The organism is Pseudonocardia kunmingensis, from assembly GCF_006716445.1.
Taxonomy (GTDB): domain Bacteria; phylum Actinomycetota; class Actinomycetes; order Mycobacteriales; family Pseudonocardiaceae; genus Pseudonocardia; species Pseudonocardia kunmingensis.
This window is the reverse complement of sequence record NZ_VFPA01000003.1, coordinates 937,364-957,650: the sequence shown is the minus strand read 5'-3', so window position 1 is coordinate 957,650 and position 20,287 is coordinate 937,364. Positions and strand designations below refer to the sequence as shown.

The window sequence follows — 20,287 nt, the reverse complement described above, 5'->3', positions numbered from 1 at the left end:
CACATGGATGAACCACCTCGCTCAGGTTGGTCACCGTGGCAAAGCGCCGCTCCTCCTGGGCAGGGCCTTTCTCGACGAGGTAGGAGGGAATTAATGCGAGTTGTTCCGGCAGCGGCGTCGTCCACACGCTGGCTGCGAGTCGCGAGTATCGCCCTGATCACCATCTGCCTGGGAGTGAGCATCTCCGGCGCATCGGCGGCCGCCGTGCCACCGCCGCCCGTGACGCCCTCACCCAACACCGGGCAGTCCGAGCCAGGGGCAGCGAGTCCATCGGAAACCGCGGCGCCGTCGGCCACATCGGCACCTGGTCCTGCGGCGATCCAACCCCCGCCGGCCGCGCTGAACACATTCATCGACTCGGCGCAGCTGGAGTCGCTCCAGCAGTCGATCGTGGGGCTCGTCACGATCTGGGAAGAGCCGATCGACCCGTTCGCAATCCCTGTCGTCACAGAGCCCCAGGACCCGGCGGCACCGCCCGAGCTTCCGGTCATGTCGATCTGCACCGGCTGGTTCGACACGCCGACCACGATCGTCACCGCCGGACACTGCGTCGATACGAAGGAAGGCCGGCTGGCCATGCACATGCAGGACGGCCCGGTCGACCCGGAGACCGGATGGCCGCTTCCGCTGGATCCCGGACTCCCCGAACCGCAGCGCACCGTGTGGGCGTTCCAACCGCGGGAGCTTCCGGGCGCGGTCCTCACCTCGCCGGTCATCGTGCGGGTGCACAGCTTCCGGTCCGCCGAAGAGGGCGACACCGCCAAGCTCGAGGTGCACGGCCTGCCACCGGCCAAGCCCCTCGCGATCGCGCCGAATGCGCCCCAGCTCGGTGAGCCGGTGACCTCCATAGGATTCCCGGGCCTGAACATCAGCGAGACCGACGGCATCGACATCCCCGGTCTGCTGAGTGGCGGCAAGGCCCCGGCGGACGTCCTGCAAGACTCCCGGCTCCAGCCGGCGAGCACCAGCGGCACGATCATCGCCCGGCAGTTCCGGCAGGGCGTCGCCGTGCACCAGGTCAGCGCGGACTTCGACCAGGGCATGTCCGGCGGGCCCACCGTGAACTCCCGCGGAGAGGTCTACGGGATCAATAGCCAGATGACCATCCCGTTCTTCGGGCAGAACTTCAACGTCATCACCGACACCGGCATGCTGCGCGAGTTCCTCGGACAAGAAGCGCCATTCGAGGCGCCGCAACCGGAAGCGGCACGGCCCGAGGCGGCGCCATCGAGCGCGCCCGCCGCATCCACGGGACGGGTCACCGCGGCGGTTGTGCCCACCGACAGGGCGGCGCCGGGAACGTTGGCCGGTTGGCCCTGGCCCTATCTCCTCTCGGGCCTCGGAGGAGTCGCCCTCGGCGGCGGCTTGGTCGGGTGGGTCCTCAAGCGCTCCACGCGCGCGACGACCAACGAAGGGAGGGCGGCGGCGGGCGCCTGACACCTCCATCGACTGGATGCACGATCCGGCTGGTCAAGGCGCCGTCAGGTACCTTGGCCAGTCGGACGCGGCAGGTCCCCGCACGGTCGTGGTCTTCGCGCCCCACGAGAGGACGCCCGTTACTCGAATAAGGCTCTCGCGCGAACCTGGACGTACAGCTCCACATCGGGAAGCACTGGGCTGATGCTGTCCCGAACCCGGTCGCACGCCTCTGGAAGCGACCCGGCACTCCGCCCCCAGTACGCTGTTTGCCGCGCTCCCGCTCTTCTGATCAGCTCGGTCAGATCGAGAGCGAGTGCGAGGTGCTGATCCTCGCGAATCTGCGATCCGATGTGCGCGCCCCCGCGATCGAACCGAATCGATGCCAGCGGCGCCAGCAGCCCCGGATCATTGTGGAGCAGCTTGCTCCACTTGCTGTTCTTGCTCTGCGCTCGGCCCCCGTGCACAGCCTTGACCAGGGCTCCCGGCGACAACGGCCGCGCACCCTCTCCGCTTGCCAGCATGGGAGTGCCGTTGTCGTCCACACCCACGGTCAGACCCGCGGTTTCGATGATGTCCGTCCAGTGGCCCGGCGACGACCACAGCGCGAAGCGCGCCGCCCGTTGAACCCGCTCGGCCCGACCCGGTCCGGGATCGAGTAGCCAGCCGACCAGCGCGGTGCCCTCGGCGATGGCGCGAGCAGGCGCGTATACGGCGGCGTGCGGCCACCGGTGCGCCTCGGGCCCACCGTCCGGCACCTCGGGATCGGAACCATAGGCCCTCGTCAGAATGCCGATGTGCTGCCGAACTGCTTGACCGGAGAGCACGGCGGCGTTCTCACCGAAAGAGATGATGGTGTCACCAGGCCCACCCATGTCGGTCAGCTCGCGGCAGGTGTTCCAGGGAGCGTCATCGGCGCATTCCTGCACGGCCAGTGCGTCCCGCCAGGCTTGGCCCAATAGACCGTAGGACTCGATCAGCAGCCCGAGGATGGACTCGTGGACGTCGGGTGCCTCTGGTTCGCTACCCACGTCCGGGCCGGGCACCTCCTCTTCCTGGAGACTCACGCCGGCTGCCTCCCAGCATTGCCCGGCGGACGGAACCAAAACCCGCAGTAAGAACTCGATGCGCGCAGAGTGTGGCACCCAGTCACCGCATGGTCACCTTGCTTGCGAGCGTGAGCAGGCGCTTCACCGAATCGGCGGAGACGTTGCCCAAGCCGAACTGGTAGCTCGCCACGTACTTGGCGTCGAGGTCGGGGGCTGCGGCCTGCAGTTCGTGGAGCAGCCGTTCGGCGTCGCGCTTGCCGGGCCCGTCGGACCAGCCGTTGTTCCCGGCAAAGTGCAGATGGTCGAGCAGAACCACTACGTCGTCGGCGGGCTGCGGAGTGACCTCGCCGGTCACAAGATTCAGCGCGCCGCGCGCCGCCGCCCACCCCACCAGCGGCACGTCCGGCCACTCGGTCGCGCACAGCGACGAGCCGCGAGCCAGGTGTTCGGCGTAGTCGAGATCGTCGAGCAACAAGCTGTGCGCCAGCACCGGCCCTGGCGCCATGCGGCGAGGGGCGCTGCCACGTCGACTCGTGCCCTCGTGACGTGTCGCGAACTTCTGGATCGGCTGCGGGTAGTCGCTGATCGGCTTCCTCGGCACGATCAGCACGCCGCGCGTTCCCTGCGCGGCGCATTCCTGCTCGATCCAGTGGACGGCGAGCTCGAGCAACGCCGGGGTCTGGCCGTTGTCGGGATCGAAGGGCACCCACGCGGCCCTGTAGTCGACGCGCACGGGCGCCTCCCTATTCGTGACGATGACCACGAAGCGTGGCAGACACCCCTGACAGTTCCGACCTGTCACCGATTGGCGACTGCGGACAGGCGCCGTCCGTCACCGGCAAGGCAGCGCTATCGGCTGGTTGTCGAGCAGCTCGCCATGCGCGCCGTGTGCGCGGTCCAGCCTGTCACCGCGGGCAGAAGATCATGCCAGCACGGCTCGTCCGTGATGGAAGGGCGGACGAGGTCACGACCATGTGCTTCGGAGTGCTGCTTCACGACTGGGCCGCGGGCAGATCCAGCGATCAGGAGTCCTTGCGGTTCCGGGGTCCGTTGCGGCTACGGCGCGACCACCAAGCAGTCGATCCGTCGACCGACGCCACGACCACGGCGAACCGCCCGGTGCGGAGGGACAGCAGGGCGGGAGGCCTGACCGCGACCACGCACCCTGACCACGCCGCCTACCAGCGGCGCTGCTCGTGCGTGGCCGTCTTCGCGGCGGCCGCGTGGCTCGATGCGGACCACGTCTCCGTCGTCCACTCCGCTCACCGTCACGCCTTACGTGACGACGAGGAGGCGGGGGCATGGGGCGAGCATCGAGAGACCGCGACATCTCGGCGGGCTGTCCACAGCACTCGCCGGATTGCGACGCCGCGGCTCGACCGCCCGCTACTGTCGCAGAGGCTTCTGCCCGCGGCGGTGCGGGGATCCGAGTCGACGTTCCGGCTGACCCTCCCGTACTGACGCCCGGCGCGGCTCGAGCGCTCCTCGCGCTCCTGCGGAAGCTGCACCAGACGTGCGAGCGAGCGGGGTGAGGCGATGCCGGTCAGGTTCGCGTTCTACGGGCGGGTGTCGACCGAGGACAACCAGGATCCGGAGGCGTCGCGGAACTGGCAGCTGAGCCGCGCCCGAGCGCTGGTCGACAAGCAAGGTGTCATCACCGAGCAGTTCTTCGACATCGGCCAGTCTCGCTCGATCCCGTGGAAGCGCAGGCCTGAGGCCACTCGGCTGCTCGCGGCGATCAAAGCCGGTCCGGATTTCGAGGCCGTTGTCATCGGCGAGCCGCAGCGCGCGTTCTGCGGCAACCAGTTCGGCCTCACCTTCCCCGTCCTGCAGCACTACGGCATCACGTTGTGGGTTCCGGAGGTAGGTGGCGCTATCGACCCGGATTCCGAGGCCCATGACTTGGTCATGTCGGTGTTCGCCGGTATGTCGAAGGGTGAGCGTAATCGGATCAAGATTCGCGTTCGCGCGGCGATGCGATCGCAGGCAGAGATCGAAGGCCGGTTCCTCGGTGGCCGCCCGCCGTACGGCTATCGGCTCAAGGACTGCGGGCCGCACCCCAACCCGGCGAAGGCGGCCGAGGGTCGACAGCTGCGGCAGCTCGACCCCGATCCGGAGACGGCACCCGTCGTCCGCAGGATCTTTGCGGAGTACATCTCCGGCGTGGGCTACTACGCGATTGCCGAGGGTCTGACTCGGGACGGGATCAAGTCACCGTCTGCCCGAGACCCCGGACGCAACGCCCATCGTTGCGGCGTCGCGTGGGCGAAGTCTGCCGTGCGAGCGATCATCATCAACCCGCGCTACACGGGGCGGCAGGTCTGGAACAAGCAGCGCAAGGATGAGGTCCTGCTCGATGTCGACGACGTCGGCCTGGGTCACGTCACGAAGATGCGTTGGAACGAGCCGGGGTCATGGGTGTGGTCGGCCGAGACGACGCATGAAGCGATCGTTGACGTCGCGACCTTCGAACGCGCGCAGCAGATTTTCGCTGCGGCGGGTCGGGGTCGGAGCCGGCAGCTGATCAACGTCTCGCGGTCGTACGTGCTGCGCGGACTGGTGTTCTGCGGAGTGTGCGGGCGTCGGATGCAAGGACAGTGGAACCACGGCCACGCCCACTACCGGTGCCGGTTTCCCGACGAGTACGCGCTTGCCAACCGGGTGACGCACCCGCGCAACGTCTACCTCCGTGAGCGGGATGTCCTGCCGCCGCTTGACGAGTGGCTGATGCTTGCGTTCGCTCCGCATCGGCTGACTGAGTCCATCGAGGCGATGTACGACGCGCAGCCTGCCGGCGACCTCGACCGGGCCCGGGCGTCTGCGGCCGGCATTATCGCCGATTGTGATCGAAAGATCGCGCGGTACCGCGACGCGTTGGATGCGGGGACGGACCCCGTCCTGGTCGCCGGGTGGATCGCCGAGGTTCAGGCTCGGCGCGCCGAGGCAGAGGCAGAGACGCAGCAGCGCCGTCCTGAGCGAACGTCCGGGCGGCTGTCGCGTCAGCAGATCCGCGATCTCGCTGAGTCCGTCAGCGGGATCCGCGGCGTGCTTGCTCGGGCCGACCCCGCGGACAAGGCTGAGGTCTACAAGCAGCTCGGGCTACGGCTCACGTACCGACCCGGCCCTCGGATCGTGAGAGCTGAAGCATCCCTCGACCACGTGGGGCAAGGGTTTGTGTCCGAGGGGGGACTTGAACCCCCACCCCCTACTCGGGGACTAGCACCTCAAGCTAGCGCGTCTGCCATTCCGCCACTCGGACATCCGCGGCCGCTCGGACCGCGTGCAGATGAGGATAGACCACGCGCTCCAGCCCCCCGCGACCGGACCTCCGATGGTAGGAAGATCCGCGTGAGCACGCCACGAGCAGCCGAGGACGAGGTCGTCGAACTGACCTCAGAGCTCATCCGGATCGACACGACGAACACGGGTGATCTCGAGACCACGACCGGGGAGCGGGAGGCCGCCGAGTACGTGGCGGGGAAGCTCACGGAGGTCGGGTACGAGGTGGAGGTGCTCGAGTCGGGGGCACCCGGGCGGTCGAACGTCGTCTGCCGGCTGGCCGGGGCCGACCCGTCACGCGGGGCGCTGCTGGTGCACGGCCACCTCGACGTGGTGCCGGCCGACGCGTCGGAGTGGTCGGTGCACCCGTTCTCCGGGGCGGTGCAGGACGGCTACGTGTGGGGCCGCGGCGCGGTCGACATGAAGGACATGGTCGGCATGACGCTGGCCGTCGCCCGGCAGTTCAAGCGCGACGGGGTGGTGCCGCCGCGGGACATCGTGTTCGCCTTCGTCGCCGACGAGGAGGCGGGTGGCTCCTACGGCGCGCAGTGGCTGGTGAAGCACCGCCCTGACCTGTTCGAGGGCTGCACCGAGGCCGTCGGGGAGGTGGGCGGCTTCTCGCTCACCTTCGGCGAGGACCAGCGGGTCTACCTCATCGAGGCCGCCGAGAAGGGGATCGCGTGGATGCGGCTGCGGGCCCGCGGCCGGCCGGGACACGGCTCGATGCTCCACGACGACAACGCCGTCACCCACATGGCCGAGGCGGTCGCCAGGCTGGGCAACCATACGTTCCCGCTGGTGCTCACCGACACCGTGCGCGCCTTCCTCGAGCAGATGTCCGCGCTGACCGGGCTGGAGTTCCCCGAGGACGACCTGGAGGGCTCGATCGCGAAGCTCGGGCCGCTCTCCAAGATCGTCGGGGCCACGGTCCGCGACACCGCCAACCCGACGATGCTCTCCGCCGGGTACAAGGCCAACGTCATCCCGTCGACGGCCGAGGCCGTGGTGGACTGCCGCGTGCTGCCGGGCCGGGAGGAGGCGTTCCTGCGGGAGGTCGACGAGCTGCTCGGCCCGGACGTCACGCGCGAGTGGGTGCAGAACCTGCCGGCTGTCGAGACGCCGTTCGAGGGCGCGCTGACCGAGGCGATGGCCGCGGCGCTGCGGGAGGAGGACCCGGGCGCGAAGACCGTGCCGTACATGCTCTCCGGCGGCACCGACGCCAAGTCGTTCCATGACCTCGGGATGCAGTGCTACGGCTTCGCCCCGCTGCGCCTGCCCCCGGACCTGGACTTCGCGTCGCTCTTCCACGGCATCGACGAGCGCGTGCCGGTGGACGCGCTGCAGTTCGGCGCCCGGGTGCTCGACCGGTTCCTGCGGACCTGCTGATGGACCTCACGGGCAAGGGCGCCCTGGTCACGGGCGGGGCATCGGGCATCGGGGCCGCGGCGGCACGGCGCCTCGCGGGGGCGGGGGCGCGGGTCGCCGTCGCCGATCGGGACGAGGCCGCGGCCGCCGCGCTCGTCGAGGAGCTGGGCGGGCTCGCGCTGGGCGGCGACGTCGCCGACCCGGAGCGGATGCCCGCGCACGTCGCCGCCGCGGAGGAGGCGTTCGGCCGGCTGGACGTCGTGCTGCTCAACGCGGGCGTCACCGGCGGGCAGTCCGGGGTGGAGGAGCTCGATCTCGCGGCCTACCGGCGCATCGTCGGCGTGAACGTCGACCACGTCGTCTTCGGGCTCACCGCCGCCGTCCCCGCGCTGCGGCGGGCGGGTGGCGGCACCGTGATCGCGACGGCCTCGCTGGCGGGTCTGGTCGCGATGCCCGGCGACGCGCTGTACACGATGACCAAGCACGCCGTGGTCGGCTACGTCCGGTCCGCGGCGCCGACGCTGGCGCCGGAGGGGATCCGCGTCAACGCCGTCTGCCCCGGGTTCGCCGACACCCCGCTCCTCGCCCGGGCCAAGGACCGGTTCGCCGGCTTCCCGCTGCTCACCGCCGAGGACGTGGCCGACGCGATCGACGCGGTGCTCGAGCGCGGCGAGCCGGGGGAGTGCTGGTTCGTGCAGCCCGGGCGGGAGCCGGCGCCCTACGGTTTCCGAGGCGTGCCGGGTCCGGCGGGCGCGCCGCGTCCGCCCGACGTCGATTGGTCTGATCACTAGACGGCGGCCACGGGCGTGCGGCCACCGGCGCGCTCGCCCGCGCACCCCTTCGCCTGCGACGCACCCCGTCGACGGGCGCGTGGGCCGAACCGGGGTGCGTGAGCACGCCCCCGCTCCTCGTTCCTGACGGGCGGGTTGCGGTGGGCGCGCTGTTCCCGGCTCGAGACCAGCTGCCCCACCCGCGCCCAGCCCTCACCCGCAGTCGGCCCGTCGCCGCGTCCGCCTCCGTGTCGAGGTGGCTCGGTTGGCAGAACTACCGGGTGACGTGGTCGTCCGGGCGGCCGTCCCGACCTGGCCCCGGCCGGTCCACGACGAGACCGTCGTGCCGTTCCCCAACCCCCTTCGAACCGCCTTGATCAGCGAAGCAGGGACCTGAGCCGCACCCGTGCAGCGCATGTCCCGTTTCCGCCGATCAAGAGCGCCTGGACGGCCTCGGACCGGTCCGATGATCACCAGGACCGGGTGGAACGGGACCACCGCCAGGTGCGCACCCACCCAGCAGCGACGTTCTCGTCCGGAACAGGCCTGGGCCATGTCGGGGACGGCCGCCCGGCCGACCACAACATTCGGTAGTTGAGCCAACCCGGCCATCTCGCGGACGGGCGGGGGCGGGGAACCGGTCGACTGCGCCGAGGACGGAGCCGGGGCGGGCGGCGGTGGCCTCGAGCCGGGAACGGCCCGCCCACAGGAGCTCTCACGACCACATCGACACCATGGGTCTGACCACGCGGGCCGAAGACCCATGACGTCGACCGGGTCGTGCACGGGCGCGTTCCGCGGAACGCGCCCAGCCATGATCAGCAGGCGATCACCTCGGCGAGGAGCACGTGCGCAGGATCTTGGTGCTGCTAGCGCCCGATCGTGTCGAGCTCCGCGATCGCGTCGGCGGGCAGCGCGAGCCCGGCGCCCGCGACGTTCTCGCGCAGGTGCGTCACCGACGACGTCCCGGGGATCAGCAGGATGTTCTCCGACCGCTGCAGCAGCCAGGCGAGCGCGACCGCCATCGGCGTCGCGTCGAGCCGCTTCGCGACGGCCTCCAGTGCGTCCGACTGCAGCGGCGAGAAGCCGCCGAGCGGGAAGTACGGGACGAACGCGATCCCCTGCCGCGCGGTGAGGTCCACGAGGGCGTCGTCGTCGCGGCGGGCGATGTTGTAGAGGTTCTGCACGCAGACGACGGGTGCGATCGACTGCGCTTCGGCCAGCTGCTCCGCGGAGACCGTGCTGAGGCCGAGGTGGCGGATCAGACCCTGCCGCTGCAGCTCGGCGAGGGCCTCGAACTGCTCCGCGATCGAGCCGGGTTCGGGTGCCTCGAGGCCGCCGACGCGCAGGTTCACCACGTCCAGGACGTCCAGCCCCAGGTTCCGCAGGTTGTCGTGGACCTGGTCGCGCAGCTCGGCGGGCGTGCGGGCGTGCGGCCAGCCGCCGTTCTCGTCGCGGCGGGCGCCGACCTTCGTGACGATGTGCAGGTCGTCCGGGTACGGGGAGAGCGCGTCGCGGATGATCTCGTTGGTGACGTGCGGACCGTAGAAGTCGGCGGTGTCGATGTGGGTGATTCCCCGCTCGACGGCCTCGCGCAGGACGGCGACCGCGGCGTCGCGGTCCTTCGGCGGCCCGAAGACGCCGGGCCCGGCGAGCTGCATGGCCCCGTAGCCGACGCGGGTGAGGTCGAGGTCGGCGACGCGGTAGCGGCCGCCGGGGAGTTCCTGAGGTGCCATGGCTCCATCATTCGGCGCGCGGCCCCGCAACGGGTACGCCGTGGTGATCCTGGGGGTGGCGGGACCAGGATCCGAGCCTGCGCGCGACCTAGGATGGACCGGTGACCAGGCCGAACGTGCTGGGTGAGTACCTGCGGGCCCGCCGGGAGCTCGTGGACCCCGCCGACGTGGGGCTCAGCGTCACCGGCGTGCGGCGGACGCCGGGCCTGCGCCGCGAGGAGGTCGCGACCCTCGCCGGCATCAGCGCGGACTACTACCTGCGGCTCGAGCAGGGACGCGACCGCAACCCCTCGTCGCAGGTGCTCGAGGCGCTGGCGCGCGTGCTCGGGCTCGACGCCACCGCCACCCGGTACCTGCTGGGCCTCTCCGCCGCCCGGCCCGGGCGGGCACGTCGGCCGCGTCGCGAGGTGGTGCCCACGGGGATCCGGCAGCTGCTCGACGTGCTCGGGCTGCCGGCGTTCGTCGAGAGCCGGATGTTCGACGTGCTCGCCGCGAACCGGCTCGCGACGGCGCTCTCGCCGCGGATCCGGCCCGGGGAGAACCGGCTGCGGTCGATGATCCTCGACGCCGACGAGCAGGACCTGCACCCCGGCTGGGAGCAGTACATCGGCGGCATGGTCGCCGCGTTCCGCACCTCGCTCGGCACCGATGTGGACGACCCGCGGCTCGCGCAGCTGGTGGGCGAGCTGTCACTGGGGAGCGAGCTGTTCCGCCGGCTGTGGGCGCGCCACGACGTCAAGCCGCTCGCGGGCGGGCTGACGCGGATGCGGCACCCGGAGGTCGGGGTGCTGGAACTGCGCCGCGAGAAGCTCCCGATCGGTGACTCGGGTGGCCAGCTCCTGGTGATCTACCACGCGGAGCCGGGCTCCGAGACCGCCGCGTCGCTGGCGCTCCTCGGCTCGCTCGCCGCGGTCGAGGAGCCCGAGCCGCGCGCGTCGTCGGACCGGTGACGGCTCAGACGGACAGCTCCGGCAGCATCCGTGAGGTGCGCCGCCTGCGCAGCACGACCTTGCGGACCCCTCCCGGGTAGAGCCGCACGCGCGACAGCTCCCAGCCGCCGAACTCGGCCTGGATCGCCAGTCGTACCGCCGCGGTCATCCGGGACACGTCCCCCGGAAGCTGGACCGGGCGGTACTCCCAATCCCCGTCGACCGAATCCTCCTCGACACCGCCGGTCGGCCTGCTCCGCGCCACCGGCTCACCTCCTCGCACCTCGCGACCACCGGGCGGCGGCGTCGGACGCCGGCATCTGACGCCGTGGTGAACGCCGGGTGGAATGCCACCCACGATAGGTGCGGCGGCAGCGGGGTGCCAGGGGTCAGCCCGGCCCGCTGACGTCGTCGAGGGCGGCCCTGATCTCGGCCGGGAGGTCCACCGCGTCCGCCGCCATCGACGCCGTGAGCTGGGCGGCGTCCCGCGCACCGACGATCGCCGCGCCGACGCCGGGCCGGTCGCGCACCCACGCGAGCGCGACGGACAGCGGGGAGGTGCCCAGGCCGTCGGCTGCGGTGAGGACTGCCTGCACGATGCGCGCGGAACGCTCGTTGCGGCGGGCCTCGACGTAGGAGGCGAAGTCGGCGGACGCCGCCCGGGAGTCCGCCGGCGTGCCGTCGGCGTACTTGCCGGTCAGCACGCCGCGGCCCAGCGGCGCCCAGGCCAGCAGCCCGATGCCGTGGTAGGTGGCCGCCGGGAGGAGATCGCGCTCCGGGTCGCGGCACACCAGCGAGTACTCGACCTGCGCCGACACCGGCACCGTGAGGCTGCCGATCGCGCGCCCCCGCTCGGCGAGCGTGGCGAGCTGCCAGCCGGCAGGCGCGACCAGTCCCGCGTAGCGGGCCTTGCCGGCCAGCACCGCCACCTGCACGGCCGAGAGCGTCTCCTCGAGCGGGACGGTCGCGTCGAAGCCGGGCAGCTGCCAGAGGTCGAGGTGGTCGGTGCCGAGGCGGGCGAGGGTGGCGTCCAGCCCGGCGAGCAGGGCGCCGCGGGCCGCGCCGTCGCCGAGCGGACCACCGGGCAGCATGCCCCGGCCGGCGAGCACGAGGTCCTCGCGCGGGACGGCCGAGGCCAGCACCTGCCCGAGGACCTCCTGGGCGGCCCCGTCGCTGTAGCCGTCGGCCGTCTCGACCAGCGTGCCGCCTGCGTCGACGAATGCGGTGAGCTGCTCGGTCGCCCCGTCGACGTCGGTGCCGGAACCCCAGGTCATGGTGCCCAGCCCGATCTGCGAGACCTCCAGCCCGCTGCTCCCGACCCGTCCCCGCCGCACGCGGCAAGCCTATGTGGGGGCGTCCGGGCGGCCTCGGTACGGTCCGCGCCGTGACGTGGCTGGAAGTGATCGTTCTCGGAGTCGTGCAGGGGTTGACGGAGTTCCTGCCGATCTCCTCGTCGGCGCACCTGCGGATCGTGTCGGAGGTGTTCTTCGGGCGCGACGCGGGTGCCGCGTTCACCGCGGTCACGCAGCTGGGCACCGAGGCCGCGGTGATCGTCTACTTCGCACGTGACATCGGCCACCTGTTCATGACCTGGCTGCGGGGTTTCCGCTCCGCGGCCGTGCGCGCCACGCCGGACTACCGGATCGCGTGGCTGGTGATCATCGGCACGATCCCGATCGGCGTCCTCGGCCTGCTGTTCGAGGACCAGATCCAGACCGCCGCCCGCAACCTGTGGCTGATCGCGACCACGCTGGTGGTGTTCGGCCTGCTCCTCGGGCTGGCCGAGCGGATGGGCAGCCAGCGGGTCGAGCTGCAGCAGATGAAGCCCGCCGACGGCATCCTGCTCGGCCTCGCGCAGGCCATGGCGCTCATCCCGGGCGTCTCCCGCTCCGGCGGCACGATCACCGCCGGGCTGTTCCTCGGCTTCACCCGCCCCGCGGCCGTGCGCTACTCGTTCCTGCTGGCGATCCCCGCGGTCGTGGCGTCGGGCATCTTCCAGCTCCCCGACGTGTTCGCGGGCGACGGGCCGACCGGGGCGCAGATGGTGGTGGCCACGGTCATCGCGTTCGCCATCGGGTTCGCCGCGATCGCCTGGCTGCTGCGCTACGTCGAGCGCCACAGCGTCTACCTGTTCGTCTGGTACCGGGTGGCGCTGGGCGCGCTGCTGTTCGTGGCGCTCGGGGCGGGGTGGCTCAGCGCGACCTGATCACCGGAAGGCGGCGGCGTTGCGCGCGGCCCAGCCGGCGAAACCGCGCGGCGGCCGACCGAGCACGCGCTCGACGTCCGGGCTGACCTGCTGCTCCAGCGGTGTGGGCGTGCCGAGGACGTCGAGGGTCGTCCGGGCCACCGGCTCCGGCATGAACCGCAGCATCGCGGTGAGTGCCTGGTCCCGGGTCAGCTCGACGAACGCGACGGGTTCGCCGAGCGCGTCGCCGATGGCCGCGGCCTGCTCGCGGGGCGTGCAGCGGGCGGGTCCGGTCAGCACGTAGGCCCGCCCGAGGTGCTCGTCGCCGGTCAGCGCGGCGGCGGCGACCTCGGCGACGTCGGCGGGGTCGACCGTGGGCAGGCCGACGTCGCCGAAGGGGGCCGCGACCGTCCGGTGGGTGCGCACCGCTCCGACCCAGGCGAGCGCGTTGGAGTCGAATCCGCCGGGGCGCAGGATCGTCCAGCCCGTGCCCGACCCGCGGACGGCCTCCTCGAGGGAGCGGAGCACCACACCGTGGGACTCCGACTCCGGCCGCGTGAGCACACCCTGCGAGGACAGCAGCACGACCTGCCGGACGCCGGCGGACTTCGCGACGTCGAGCGCGTCGTGCGTACGCAGCAGGTCGCCGGCTCCCCCGTCGTGCAGGAACAGGGCGTCGGCGCCGTCGAGGACGCCGCGCAGCGCGTCGGGGTCGGTGAGGTCGACCCGGCGGTGCCGGACGCCGTCGGGCAGCGGTGCCTCCGGCGCCCTCCGCGACACGGCCGTCACCTGCTCGCCCGCCGCCGCGAGCGCCGCCACCAGCGGCCGTCCGACGTTCCCGGTGGCCCCGGTCACCACGATCATGTTCGTCTCCCTCTCGGTGGGTACCCGCAGGAAGCTACTGTCGTGGATGCAGTAGGTACCTAGAGGAAAGCAACGGCGGGGAGGCGAACGGTGATCGACGACACAGCGGGGCCCGAGGCCGCCTGCCCGATCGCGCCGGTGGTCGACATCGTCTTCAGCCGCTGGACCACGCCCATCCTCTGGACCCTGCACGAGCGCGGGCGGCAGCGGTTCGTGGAGCTCGAGCGGCGCATCGCCACGATCAGCCCGAAGGTGCTGACCCAGCGGTTGCGGCAGCTGGAGCGGGACGGTCTCGTCCTGCGCACCTACCACCCGGAGGTACCGCCCCGGGTCGAGTACGAGATCAGCGAGCTCGGGCGCAGCCTGGCACCGGTGTTCGCGTCGCTGGGGGAGTGGTCCGCGGCCCACCTCGGCGAGGTCGAACGGGCCCGGCGGGTCCACGACGAGCAGCGTGCGACGTCCGGCACGGGACGGGTCGGTCCGTAGGCTCGATGGTGTGACGACCCTGATCCTGCTCCGCCACGGCCGGTCGGCGGCGAACGCGACCGGCGTGCTCGCCGGCCGCACCCCGGGCGTCGAACTCGACGACACCGGGCGGGCGCAGGCCGACAAGCTGGTCGGCCGGCTGGCGGGTGTCCCGATCGCGGAGATCGTCTGCTCTCCGATGCTGCGCTGCGAGCAGACGGTGGCGCCGCTGGCCGCCGATCGCGGGCTCGCCCCGGTCGGCGAGCCCGAGCTCGCCGAGGTCGACTACGGCTCGTGGACGGGCAGCGAGCTCAAGGCGCTGGTCAAGGAGCCGCTGTGGAAGGTGGTGCAGGCGCACCCCTCGGCCGCGGTGTTCCCGGACGGCGAGGGGCTCGCCGGCATGCAGGCCCGTGCGGTGGCCGCGGTCCGCAGGCACAGCGCGCGGATCGCCGAGGCGCACGGTCCGGCCGCGGTCTGGCTGGCCTGCAGCCACGGCGACGTGATCAAGTCGGTGCTGGCCGACGCGCTGGCCACCCACCTGGACAACTTCCAGCGCATCGTCGTCGACCCGGGCTCGATCAGCGTGGTGCACTACACCGAGACCCGCCCGTTCGTGGCGCGGGTCAACGACCTGGGCGGCGACGTCGCGGGGCTGATCCCGCCGCCTCCGAAGAAGCGCCGTCGCAAGACCGCTCCCCGCAGTTCCGACGCCGTCCTGGGCGGCGACGCCGGTACCTGACACCGGGGCGTCACGGCACTGACGTGCCGAGTGCGCCGCGGCGGACTACTCTCGGAAGTGCCATGCCACGCGTCATCCACGTCTTCCGTCAGCCCGAGCGCTTCGTCGCCGGGACCGTCGGCGAGCCCGGCGACCGCTCCTTCTACCTCCAGGCCATCGAGTCGGCGCGCACCGTGAGCGTGCTGCTGGAGAAGCAACAGGTCTCGGTGCTGGCCGACCGGATCAGCGCGCTGCTCCAGGAGGTCGCGCGCCGGTTCGGCTCCGAGGTGTCCGACGAGGAGCCCGGCACCGATCTCGACCCGCTGGCCGTGCCGCTCGAGGAGGAGTTCCGGGTCGGCACGATGGGGCTGGGCTGGGATGCCGACTCGAGCTCCGTCGTCGTCGAGCTGCTCGCGGTCACCGAGGAGGAGGTCGACGAGTCGATCGTGCTCGACGACGCCGAGGAGGGCCCCGACGCGCTGCGCGTCTTCCTCTCCCCGGTGCAGGCGAAGGCGTTCGCCGACCGCGCCGAGCGCGTGGTCTCCGCGGGACGGCCGCCGTGCCCGCTGTGCGCCGAGCCGCTCGACCCCGAGGGCCACGTGTGCGTGCGGCTCAACGGGTACCACCAGCGGTCACCGGTCGAGGACTGACGCGAGCGCGGTGTTGGACCCTCGCGACCCGGCCGTGCCGGGACTGCTGCGGCACGGCCGCATCGAGATCACCGGACGGCTGGTCGACGCCTCCAACGCCACGCTCTTCGGCGCCATCACCCTCGACGGGCTCGAGGCGCAGTGCGTCTACAAGCCGGTGCGCGGGGAGCGCCCGCTCTGGGACTTCCCCGACGGCACCCTCGCGGGTCGTGAGGTGGGCGCCTACCTGATCTCCGAGGCGGCCGGGTTCCACGTCGTGCCGCCCACGCTGCTGCGCGACGGGCCGTTCGGCCCGGGCATGGTGCAGGTGTGGGTGGACACGGACGAGGATCGCGAGCTCGTGGACGTCTGCTCACCCGCGGACGTGCCGCCGGGGTGGATCGGGGTGCTGCGCGCCCGCGGCGAGCGCGGCGAGGCCGCCGTGCTCGTGCACGCCGACGTCCCGGAGCTGCAGGCCATGGCCGCGTTCGACGTGGTCGCGAACAACGCCGACCGCAAGGGCGGGCACGTCCTCGCAGGCGTCGACGGCAACGTCTACGGCGTGGACCACGGCTTGTGCCTGCACACCGAGGACAAGCTGCGCACCGTCCTGTGGGGTTGGGTCGGCAAGCCGCTGCCCCGTCCCGTGGTCGAGAACCTGGAACGGCTGCGCGCCGCGCTCGGTGGCACGCTCGGCGACGAGCTGGGCGAGCACATCACCCGGCGGGAGCTGCGGACGCTGGCCCGGCGCGTGGAGCACCTGCTGGACACGTCCTGCTACCCCGAGCCGTCGGGCTACGGCCCGGCGATCCCGTGGCCGGCCTTCTGAGACTCACTCGCCGACCGCGCCGTCGGCGAGCTCCCGCAGGACGTCGAGGTGGCCGACGTGCCGGGCCGTCTCCTGCCGGATGGCGCTGCGCCTGCAGCGCCCCGCGCACGATCGCCTCCTTGTACAGCGCGGCGAGGCGGCCGGTCAGCACGGCCTCGCGGGGCTCGTCGTCGGCGCGGACGAACTGGATGAGCCCGTCCCGGCGGCCGAGGCTGATGCACTGGTTGACGTAGCGGAAGCGCAGGGGGCGCGGTTCCTTGCCCACCAGCCGGTGGCTGATCGCTCCGACGGCCCGCAACGCGGCCGGCACCCCGGTGGCGCAGGCCATCCGCAGCTCCTGCCCGCCGGCGCGGTGGGCGGCCGCCGCGTCGCTGGCGCCATAGTCCTCCGGGTGCGAGACCGAACGCAGGGTCGCGTCGACCAGCATCCGCCCCGTCCGGTCGACGGCGAACCCGGCCCCCGCCGCGAGCGGGGGCACCCGCGTGGTCCTGGACGTCGACGCCGAGGCGGGCGAACGCGCGCTGCAGGTGGCGTCGCCCGCGCTGCGACAGGGCGCCGCCGAGGAGCCCGCCGGTGACCAGCCGGACCTTCAGCTCCGGCCGGGTCTCGGCCAGCTCGGCGGCGGTCTCGATGCCGGTCAGGCCGCCCCCGACCACCGCGACGACCGACGCGTCGCGCAGCCGGCCCACCCAGACGGTCCGGCGGCGCGCTCGCACACCGACTCCTGCCTCGGCACACCGACTGCAGTCGGTGTGCGAGCGCGGAAGTCGGTGTGTGAAGCGGTTGGCGTCACGGAGCTGCGTCGGCCATCGCCGCGATGCCGCGCTCGATCCGGTCGGTCGTCACGGCGCCGTAGCCGACGACCAGGCCGGGCCGCGGCCCGACGGCCTGCGTGTACGCCGCGAGCGGGGTGGCGCGCAGCCCGCCGGGGGCGTGGGCCATGGCGTCGAGCGCGGCGGCGGGCAGCGGCCGTGCCGGCACCAGGACCGCGTGCAGGCCTGCGGCGACGCCCGTGACGGCCCAGCCGGGCAGGTGCCGGGCGACGGCGGCCAGGAGCGCGCGCCGCCGGGCCGCGTACAGGCTCGCCATCCGGCGGATGTGGCGGTCGAGCGCGCCGCTCTCGATGAAGACCGCGAGCGCGACCTGGTCCAGCACCGGCTCGGCGATGTCGGCCCAGTGCTTGACCTCGGTGAGCGTCGCGGCCAGCCAGGCGGGCGCGACGAGCCAGCCGAGCCGCAGGCCGGGGGCGAGGGTCTTCGAGATGCTGCCGCCGTAGACGACGCGGTCCGGCGCCAGGCCCTGCAGCGCGCCGACGGGGGAGCGGTCGTAGCGGTACTCGGCGTCGTAGTCGTCCTCGAACACCACCGCGTCGCGCTCCGCGGCCCAGTCGAGCAGCGCGGTCCGCCGGGCGGGGGCCAGCACCGCGCCCGTCGGGAACTGGTGCGCGGGTGTCACCGCCACCGCGCGCAGGTCGGTGGCGGCGAGGGCGGCGACGTCGATCCCGTGCTCGTCCACCGGTACCGGGGTGGTGGCGAGCCCGCCGATGCGCAGCGTCTCGATCACCCCGACCGAGCCGGGGTCCTCGACCCCGACGGCCGGCACGCCGTGGCGCACGAGCGCCTCGGCCGCGAGCCGGGCCGCCTGCGCGTAGCCCCCGGTGACGACGATCCGGTCCAGCGGCGCCACGACGGCGCGGGTGCGGCCCAGGTAGGCGGCCAGCGCGCGGCGCAGGCGGGGATGGCCGCGCGGGTCGCCGTAGCCCAGCTCGGCGTCGGGCAGGGAGCGCATCGCCGTCTCCAGCGCCCGCATCCACTCCGCGCGCGGGAACGAGCCCAGCGCCGGCACGCCGGGGTTGCCCGGGTCGAACGGCCGCACCGGTGGCGGCGCCCCGCCCGCCGCCGCGTGGACCTCGCTGACCACCGTGCCCCGTCCGGTGTGCGCGTGCAGGTAGCCCTCGGCGACCAGCTGCTCGTAGGCCCGGACCACCACGCCCCGCGACACCCCGAGGTCCGCGGCCAGGCCCCGGGACGCCGGCAGCCGGGTGCCCGCGGGCAGCCTCCCGCCGCGCACGGCCTGCCGCAGCGCCTCGGCGAGGCTGCCGGTCAGATCGCGGGCGCCCTGGGCCCGGACGTCGGCGAGCTCGATGCGCAACCCGGAATTGGTCCCGTCGATTCCGGCTCCGGTGGTCTCCGTCACGGGACCAGTCTGGTCCTACCGTCGGCGGCGCCCACCGGAGACAGGAGATCCCGCACGTGTTCCGTTACGACCGCGCCGTCCTCGAGCGGTACCCGGCGATCCACGCCGGCATCCTCCACCTCGAAGGCCTCCCGGACGCCGCCGCACCGGCCGCGCTGGGCGAGCAGTACCGCGCCGCGCAGGCGGAGGTCGCGCAGCGCCTCGCGACCACGCCGATCGCCGCGCTGCCCTCGATCGCGGCCTGGCGCCGGGCCTTCGCCGGCTTCGGGGCGAAGCCGACGCAGTACCGCTGCGCCGCGGAGGCGCTGCTGCGGCGGCTGGCCCGCCAGAGCGAGCTGCCGTCCGTGAACGCCCTCGTCGACATCGGCAACCTCGTCTCGATCCGCTACGCGCTGCCGGTCGCCGTGGTGGACCTCGCCGGCGTCGCCGCCCCGGTCACCGTCCGGTTCGCCACCGGCGACGAGCCGTTCACCGACCTCGGTGGCGGCCCGGCCGGCACGCCGGAGCCCGGCGAGGTGGTGTTCGTCGACCGCGAGGGGGTGGCCTGCGCGCGCCGCTGGTGCTGGCGGCAGAGCGCGCAGAGCGCGACCCGACCCGGCACCAGCGAGGCGCTGGTGATCGTCGAGGGGCTGCACGACGGCGCCGAGGACGACGTCGCGGCGGCCCGCGCCGAGCTGGTCGCGCTGCTGGCGCGGTTCCGGCCCGCCGCGCGCGTCACCACGTACGTGTTGTCGGCGCGGCAGCCGGCTGCGACCGGGGTGATCCTGGGATCGACAGGGCCAGGCTGACGGCCCCCCCGCCCCTGTCGGCGGGGCTAGCGTCGAAGGCGCACCCGACCTACCAGCAGGCACGGAGGAACACCAGTGGACATCGGTCTGCACATCGCCGACTTCACCTTCCCGGCGGGTCCGGCCCGGCTCGCCGAGGACCTGACGCGGGTCGCCGTCGCCGCCGAGGACGCCGGGTTCACGCGCGTGAGCGTCATGGACCACGTGTGGCAGATCGGCGTGCTCGGCCCGCCCGAGCACGAGATGCTCGAGGCGTACACGACGCTCGGCTACCTCGCCGCCCGCACCTCCCGCGTCGAGCTGCTCGCCTGGGTCACGGCCGTGAGCTACCGGGAGCCCGGGATGCTCGCCAAGCTCGTGAGCACGCTGGACGTCCTGTCCGGCGGGCGCGCGATGCTCGGGATCGGGGCGGCGTGGAACGGCGACGAGGCCCGCGGGCTCGGGTTGCCCTTCCCGTCCACCGCCGAGCGGTTCGAGCGGCTCGAGGAGACCCTGCAGATCGTGCGGCAGATGTGGAGCGAGAGCGAGGAGCCCTACGAGGGCACGCACTACCGGCTCGAGCGCACGCTCAACCGGCCCCAGCCGCTGCGCACCCCGCCGATCCTCATCGGCGGCGGTGGTGAGCGCAAGACGCTGCGGCTGGTGGCGCAGTACGCGCAGGCCTGCAACCTGTTCGGCGGCCCGGACGTCGAGCGCAAGCTGGACGTGCTGCGTGGGCACTGCGAAGCCGTCGGGCGCGACTACGACGAGATCGAGAAGACCGTCATGGTGCCGCTGGACCCCGGGGAGAAGGGGGAGAAGGTCGACGAGCTGCTGGCGCAGCTGCAGGGGCTGGCGAAGCTGGGCGTCCAGGAGGCGCACGGCTGGGTGCCGAGGGTCTCGGAGATCACCCCGCTGGAGCTGCTGGGCCGAGAGGTGATCCCCGCAGCGAAGGCCTTCTGACCCCCCGGCCCCACCCCACCTTGGAGCCGTACTGCTGATTTCTGGCGCTCAGAACAGCAGTAAGGCTCCAACGTGCTTCGGGGGACCCGGAACACGCGGGGGAGGGTGGGGGTTGGCGGTAGCGTGC

The 20,287-nt window shown here is 72.7% G+C and carries 19 protein-coding genes, 1 tRNA gene and 1 pseudogene; 12 read left to right on the top strand and 9 right to left on the bottom strand.

The genetic code is table 11. The annotated features are described in order from the left end of the window. Positions 1-174: 174 nt before the first annotated feature. Positions 175-1,437 carry a trypsin-like peptidase domain-containing protein gene (locus FB558_RS27430; RefSeq protein WP_170231544.1) on the top strand — a complete coding sequence of 421 codons (1,263 nt, stop codon included), beginning with the start codon at positions 175-177 and terminating at the stop codon, positions 1,435-1,437. 119 nt (positions 1,438-1,556) lie between these two features. On the opposite strand, the gene FB558_RS27425 is transcribed toward FB558_RS27430, so the two are convergent. Beyond that, on the bottom strand, positions 1,557-2,483 hold the full coding sequence (locus FB558_RS27425; RefSeq protein WP_142058189.1) for a hypothetical protein: 927 nt from the start codon (positions 2,481-2,483) through the stop codon (positions 1,557-1,559). Positions 2,484-2,565: 82 nt separating this feature from the next. Next, entirely contained in the window at positions 2,566-3,198 is a 633-nt protein-coding gene (locus FB558_RS27420; RefSeq protein ID WP_142058188.1) for a hypothetical protein, read from the bottom strand. 803 nt (positions 3,199-4,001) lie between these two features. Here FB558_RS27420 and FB558_RS45795 point away from each other — a divergent pair. Then, positions 4,002-5,120, top strand: a pseudogene (locus FB558_RS45795) (recombinase family protein); the annotation flags it as partial. Positions 5,121-5,640: 520 nt separating this feature from the next. On the opposite strand, the gene FB558_RS27410 reads toward FB558_RS45795, so the two are convergent. Further along, positions 5,641-5,724: transfer RNA gene (locus FB558_RS27410), tRNA-Leu, on the bottom strand. Between the two features lie 89 nt (positions 5,725-5,813). Between FB558_RS27410 and FB558_RS27405 the strand changes: the two genes are divergently transcribed. Then, positions 5,814-7,130 carry a M20/M25/M40 family metallo-hydrolase gene (locus tag FB558_RS27405; RefSeq protein ID WP_142058186.1) on the top strand — a complete coding sequence of 439 codons (1,317 nt, stop codon included), beginning with the start codon at positions 5,814-5,816 and terminating at the stop codon, positions 7,128-7,130. Then, positions 7,130-7,900 (top strand): SDR family oxidoreductase, encoded by a 771-nt coding sequence (locus FB558_RS27400; RefSeq protein WP_142058184.1) that lies wholly within the window; start codon positions 7,130-7,132, stop codon positions 7,898-7,900. The genes FB558_RS27405 and FB558_RS27400 overlap by 1 nt, the downstream gene beginning before the upstream one ends. Before the next feature lie 848 nt (positions 7,901-8,748). Here FB558_RS27400 and FB558_RS27395 read toward each other — a convergent pair. Beyond that, positions 8,749-9,615, bottom strand: a complete 867-nt coding sequence (locus FB558_RS27395) for an aldo/keto reductase family oxidoreductase (RefSeq protein ID WP_142058182.1) — start codon at positions 9,613-9,615, stop codon at positions 8,749-8,751. A gap of 101 nt (positions 9,616-9,716) precedes the next feature. On the opposite strand from FB558_RS27395, the gene FB558_RS27390 reads away from it, so the two are divergent. After that, positions 9,717-10,565, top strand: coding sequence for a helix-turn-helix domain-containing protein (locus FB558_RS27390; protein ID WP_142058180.1), 849 nt, complete (start codon positions 9,717-9,719; stop codon positions 10,563-10,565). A gap of 4 nt (positions 10,566-10,569) precedes the next feature. Here the strand turns inward: FB558_RS27390 and FB558_RS27385 are convergent, their stop codons facing one another. Both FB558_RS27385 and FB558_RS27380 read right to left on the bottom strand, forming a co-directional pair. After that, a complete protein-coding gene (locus FB558_RS27385; RefSeq protein WP_142058179.1) occupies positions 10,570-10,809 on the bottom strand; it encodes a DUF5703 family protein in 240 nt (79 codons plus the stop codon). A 124-nt stretch (positions 10,810-10,933) separates the two neighbouring features. After that, positions 10,934-11,878, bottom strand: a complete 945-nt coding sequence (locus tag FB558_RS27380) for an aldo/keto reductase (protein WP_142058177.1) — start codon at positions 11,876-11,878, stop codon at positions 10,934-10,936. Positions 11,879-11,928: 50 nt separating this feature from the next. On the opposite strand from FB558_RS27380, the gene FB558_RS27375 reads away from it, so the two are divergent. Beyond that, positions 11,929-12,750, top strand: coding sequence for an undecaprenyl-diphosphate phosphatase (locus FB558_RS27375; protein ID WP_211366872.1), 822 nt, complete (start codon positions 11,929-11,931; stop codon positions 12,748-12,750). Here the strand turns inward: FB558_RS27375 and FB558_RS27370 are convergent, their stop codons facing one another. Continuing rightward, complete coding sequence (locus FB558_RS27370) at positions 12,751-13,593, bottom strand: NAD(P)H-binding protein (RefSeq protein ID WP_142058173.1); 843 nt, start codon at positions 13,591-13,593, stop codon at positions 12,751-12,753. A gap of 90 nt (positions 13,594-13,683) precedes the next feature. On the opposite strand from FB558_RS27370, the gene FB558_RS27365 reads away from it, so the two are divergent. The 4 genes from FB558_RS27365 (at position 13,684) to FB558_RS27350 (ending at position 16,234) form a co-directional block, all read left to right on the top strand. After that, on the top strand, positions 13,684-14,079 hold the full coding sequence (locus FB558_RS27365) for a winged helix-turn-helix transcriptional regulator (protein WP_425468083.1): 396 nt from the start codon (positions 13,684-13,686) through the stop codon (positions 14,077-14,079). Positions 14,080-14,089: 10 nt separating this feature from the next. Then, on the top strand, positions 14,090-14,797 hold the full coding sequence (locus FB558_RS27360; protein ID WP_142058172.1) for a histidine phosphatase family protein: 708 nt from the start codon (positions 14,090-14,092) through the stop codon (positions 14,795-14,797). 62 nt (positions 14,798-14,859) lie between these two features. Further along, the gene (locus FB558_RS27355) at positions 14,860-15,426 is read left to right on the top strand and encodes a DUF3090 domain-containing protein (RefSeq protein ID WP_142058170.1); all 567 of its coding nucleotides are present in this window, start codon (positions 14,860-14,862) and stop codon (positions 15,424-15,426) included. A 13-nt stretch (positions 15,427-15,439) separates the two neighbouring features. Continuing rightward, complete coding sequence (locus tag FB558_RS27350; RefSeq protein ID WP_142059170.1) at positions 15,440-16,234, top strand: SCO1664 family protein; 795 nt, start codon at positions 15,440-15,442, stop codon at positions 16,232-16,234. A 3-nt stretch (positions 16,235-16,237) separates the two neighbouring features. On the opposite strand, the gene FB558_RS45790 is transcribed toward FB558_RS27350, so the two are convergent. Together FB558_RS45790 and pdxR are read right to left on the bottom strand one after the other, a co-directional pair. After that, the gene (locus tag FB558_RS45790; RefSeq protein ID WP_246106846.1) at positions 16,238-16,315 is read right to left on the bottom strand and encodes a mycothiol transferase; all 78 of its coding nucleotides are present in this window, start codon (positions 16,313-16,315) and stop codon (positions 16,238-16,240) included. 708 nt (positions 16,316-17,023) lie between these two features. Then, positions 17,024-18,430 (bottom strand): MocR-like pyridoxine biosynthesis transcription factor PdxR, encoded by a 1,407-nt coding sequence (gene pdxR / locus FB558_RS27335; RefSeq protein WP_246106775.1) that lies wholly within the window; start codon positions 18,428-18,430, stop codon positions 17,024-17,026. A gap of 56 nt (positions 18,431-18,486) precedes the next feature. Between pdxR and FB558_RS27330 the strand changes: the two genes are divergently transcribed. Together FB558_RS27330 and FB558_RS27325 are read left to right on the top strand one after the other, a co-directional pair. Beyond that, positions 18,487-19,218, top strand: coding sequence for a B3/B4 domain-containing protein (locus FB558_RS27330; RefSeq protein ID WP_170231543.1), 732 nt, complete (start codon positions 18,487-18,489; stop codon positions 19,216-19,218). 75 nt (positions 19,219-19,293) lie between these two features. Beyond that, the gene (locus FB558_RS27325) at positions 19,294-20,160 is read left to right on the top strand and encodes an LLM class F420-dependent oxidoreductase (protein ID WP_142058167.1); all 867 of its coding nucleotides are present in this window, start codon (positions 19,294-19,296) and stop codon (positions 20,158-20,160) included. Positions 20,161-20,287: the final 127 nt, after the last annotated feature.

Bases quoted from the DNA above. Each gene is read 5' to 3' on its own strand.
- FB558_RS27400 (WP_142058184.1), top strand. From the start codon at position 7,130: ATGGACCTCACGGGCAAGGGCGCCCTGGTCACGGGCGGGGCATCGGGC.
- FB558_RS27395 (WP_142058182.1), bottom strand. From the start codon at position 9,615: ATGGCACCTCAGGAACTCCCCGGCGGCCGCTACCGCGTCGCCGACCTC.
- FB558_RS27370 (WP_142058173.1), bottom strand. From the start codon at position 13,593: ATGATCGTGGTGACCGGGGCCACCGGGAACGTCGGACGGCCGCTGGTG.
- FB558_RS27355 (WP_142058170.1), top strand. From the start codon at position 14,860: ATGCCACGCGTCATCCACGTCTTCCGTCAGCCCGAGCGCTTCGTCGCC.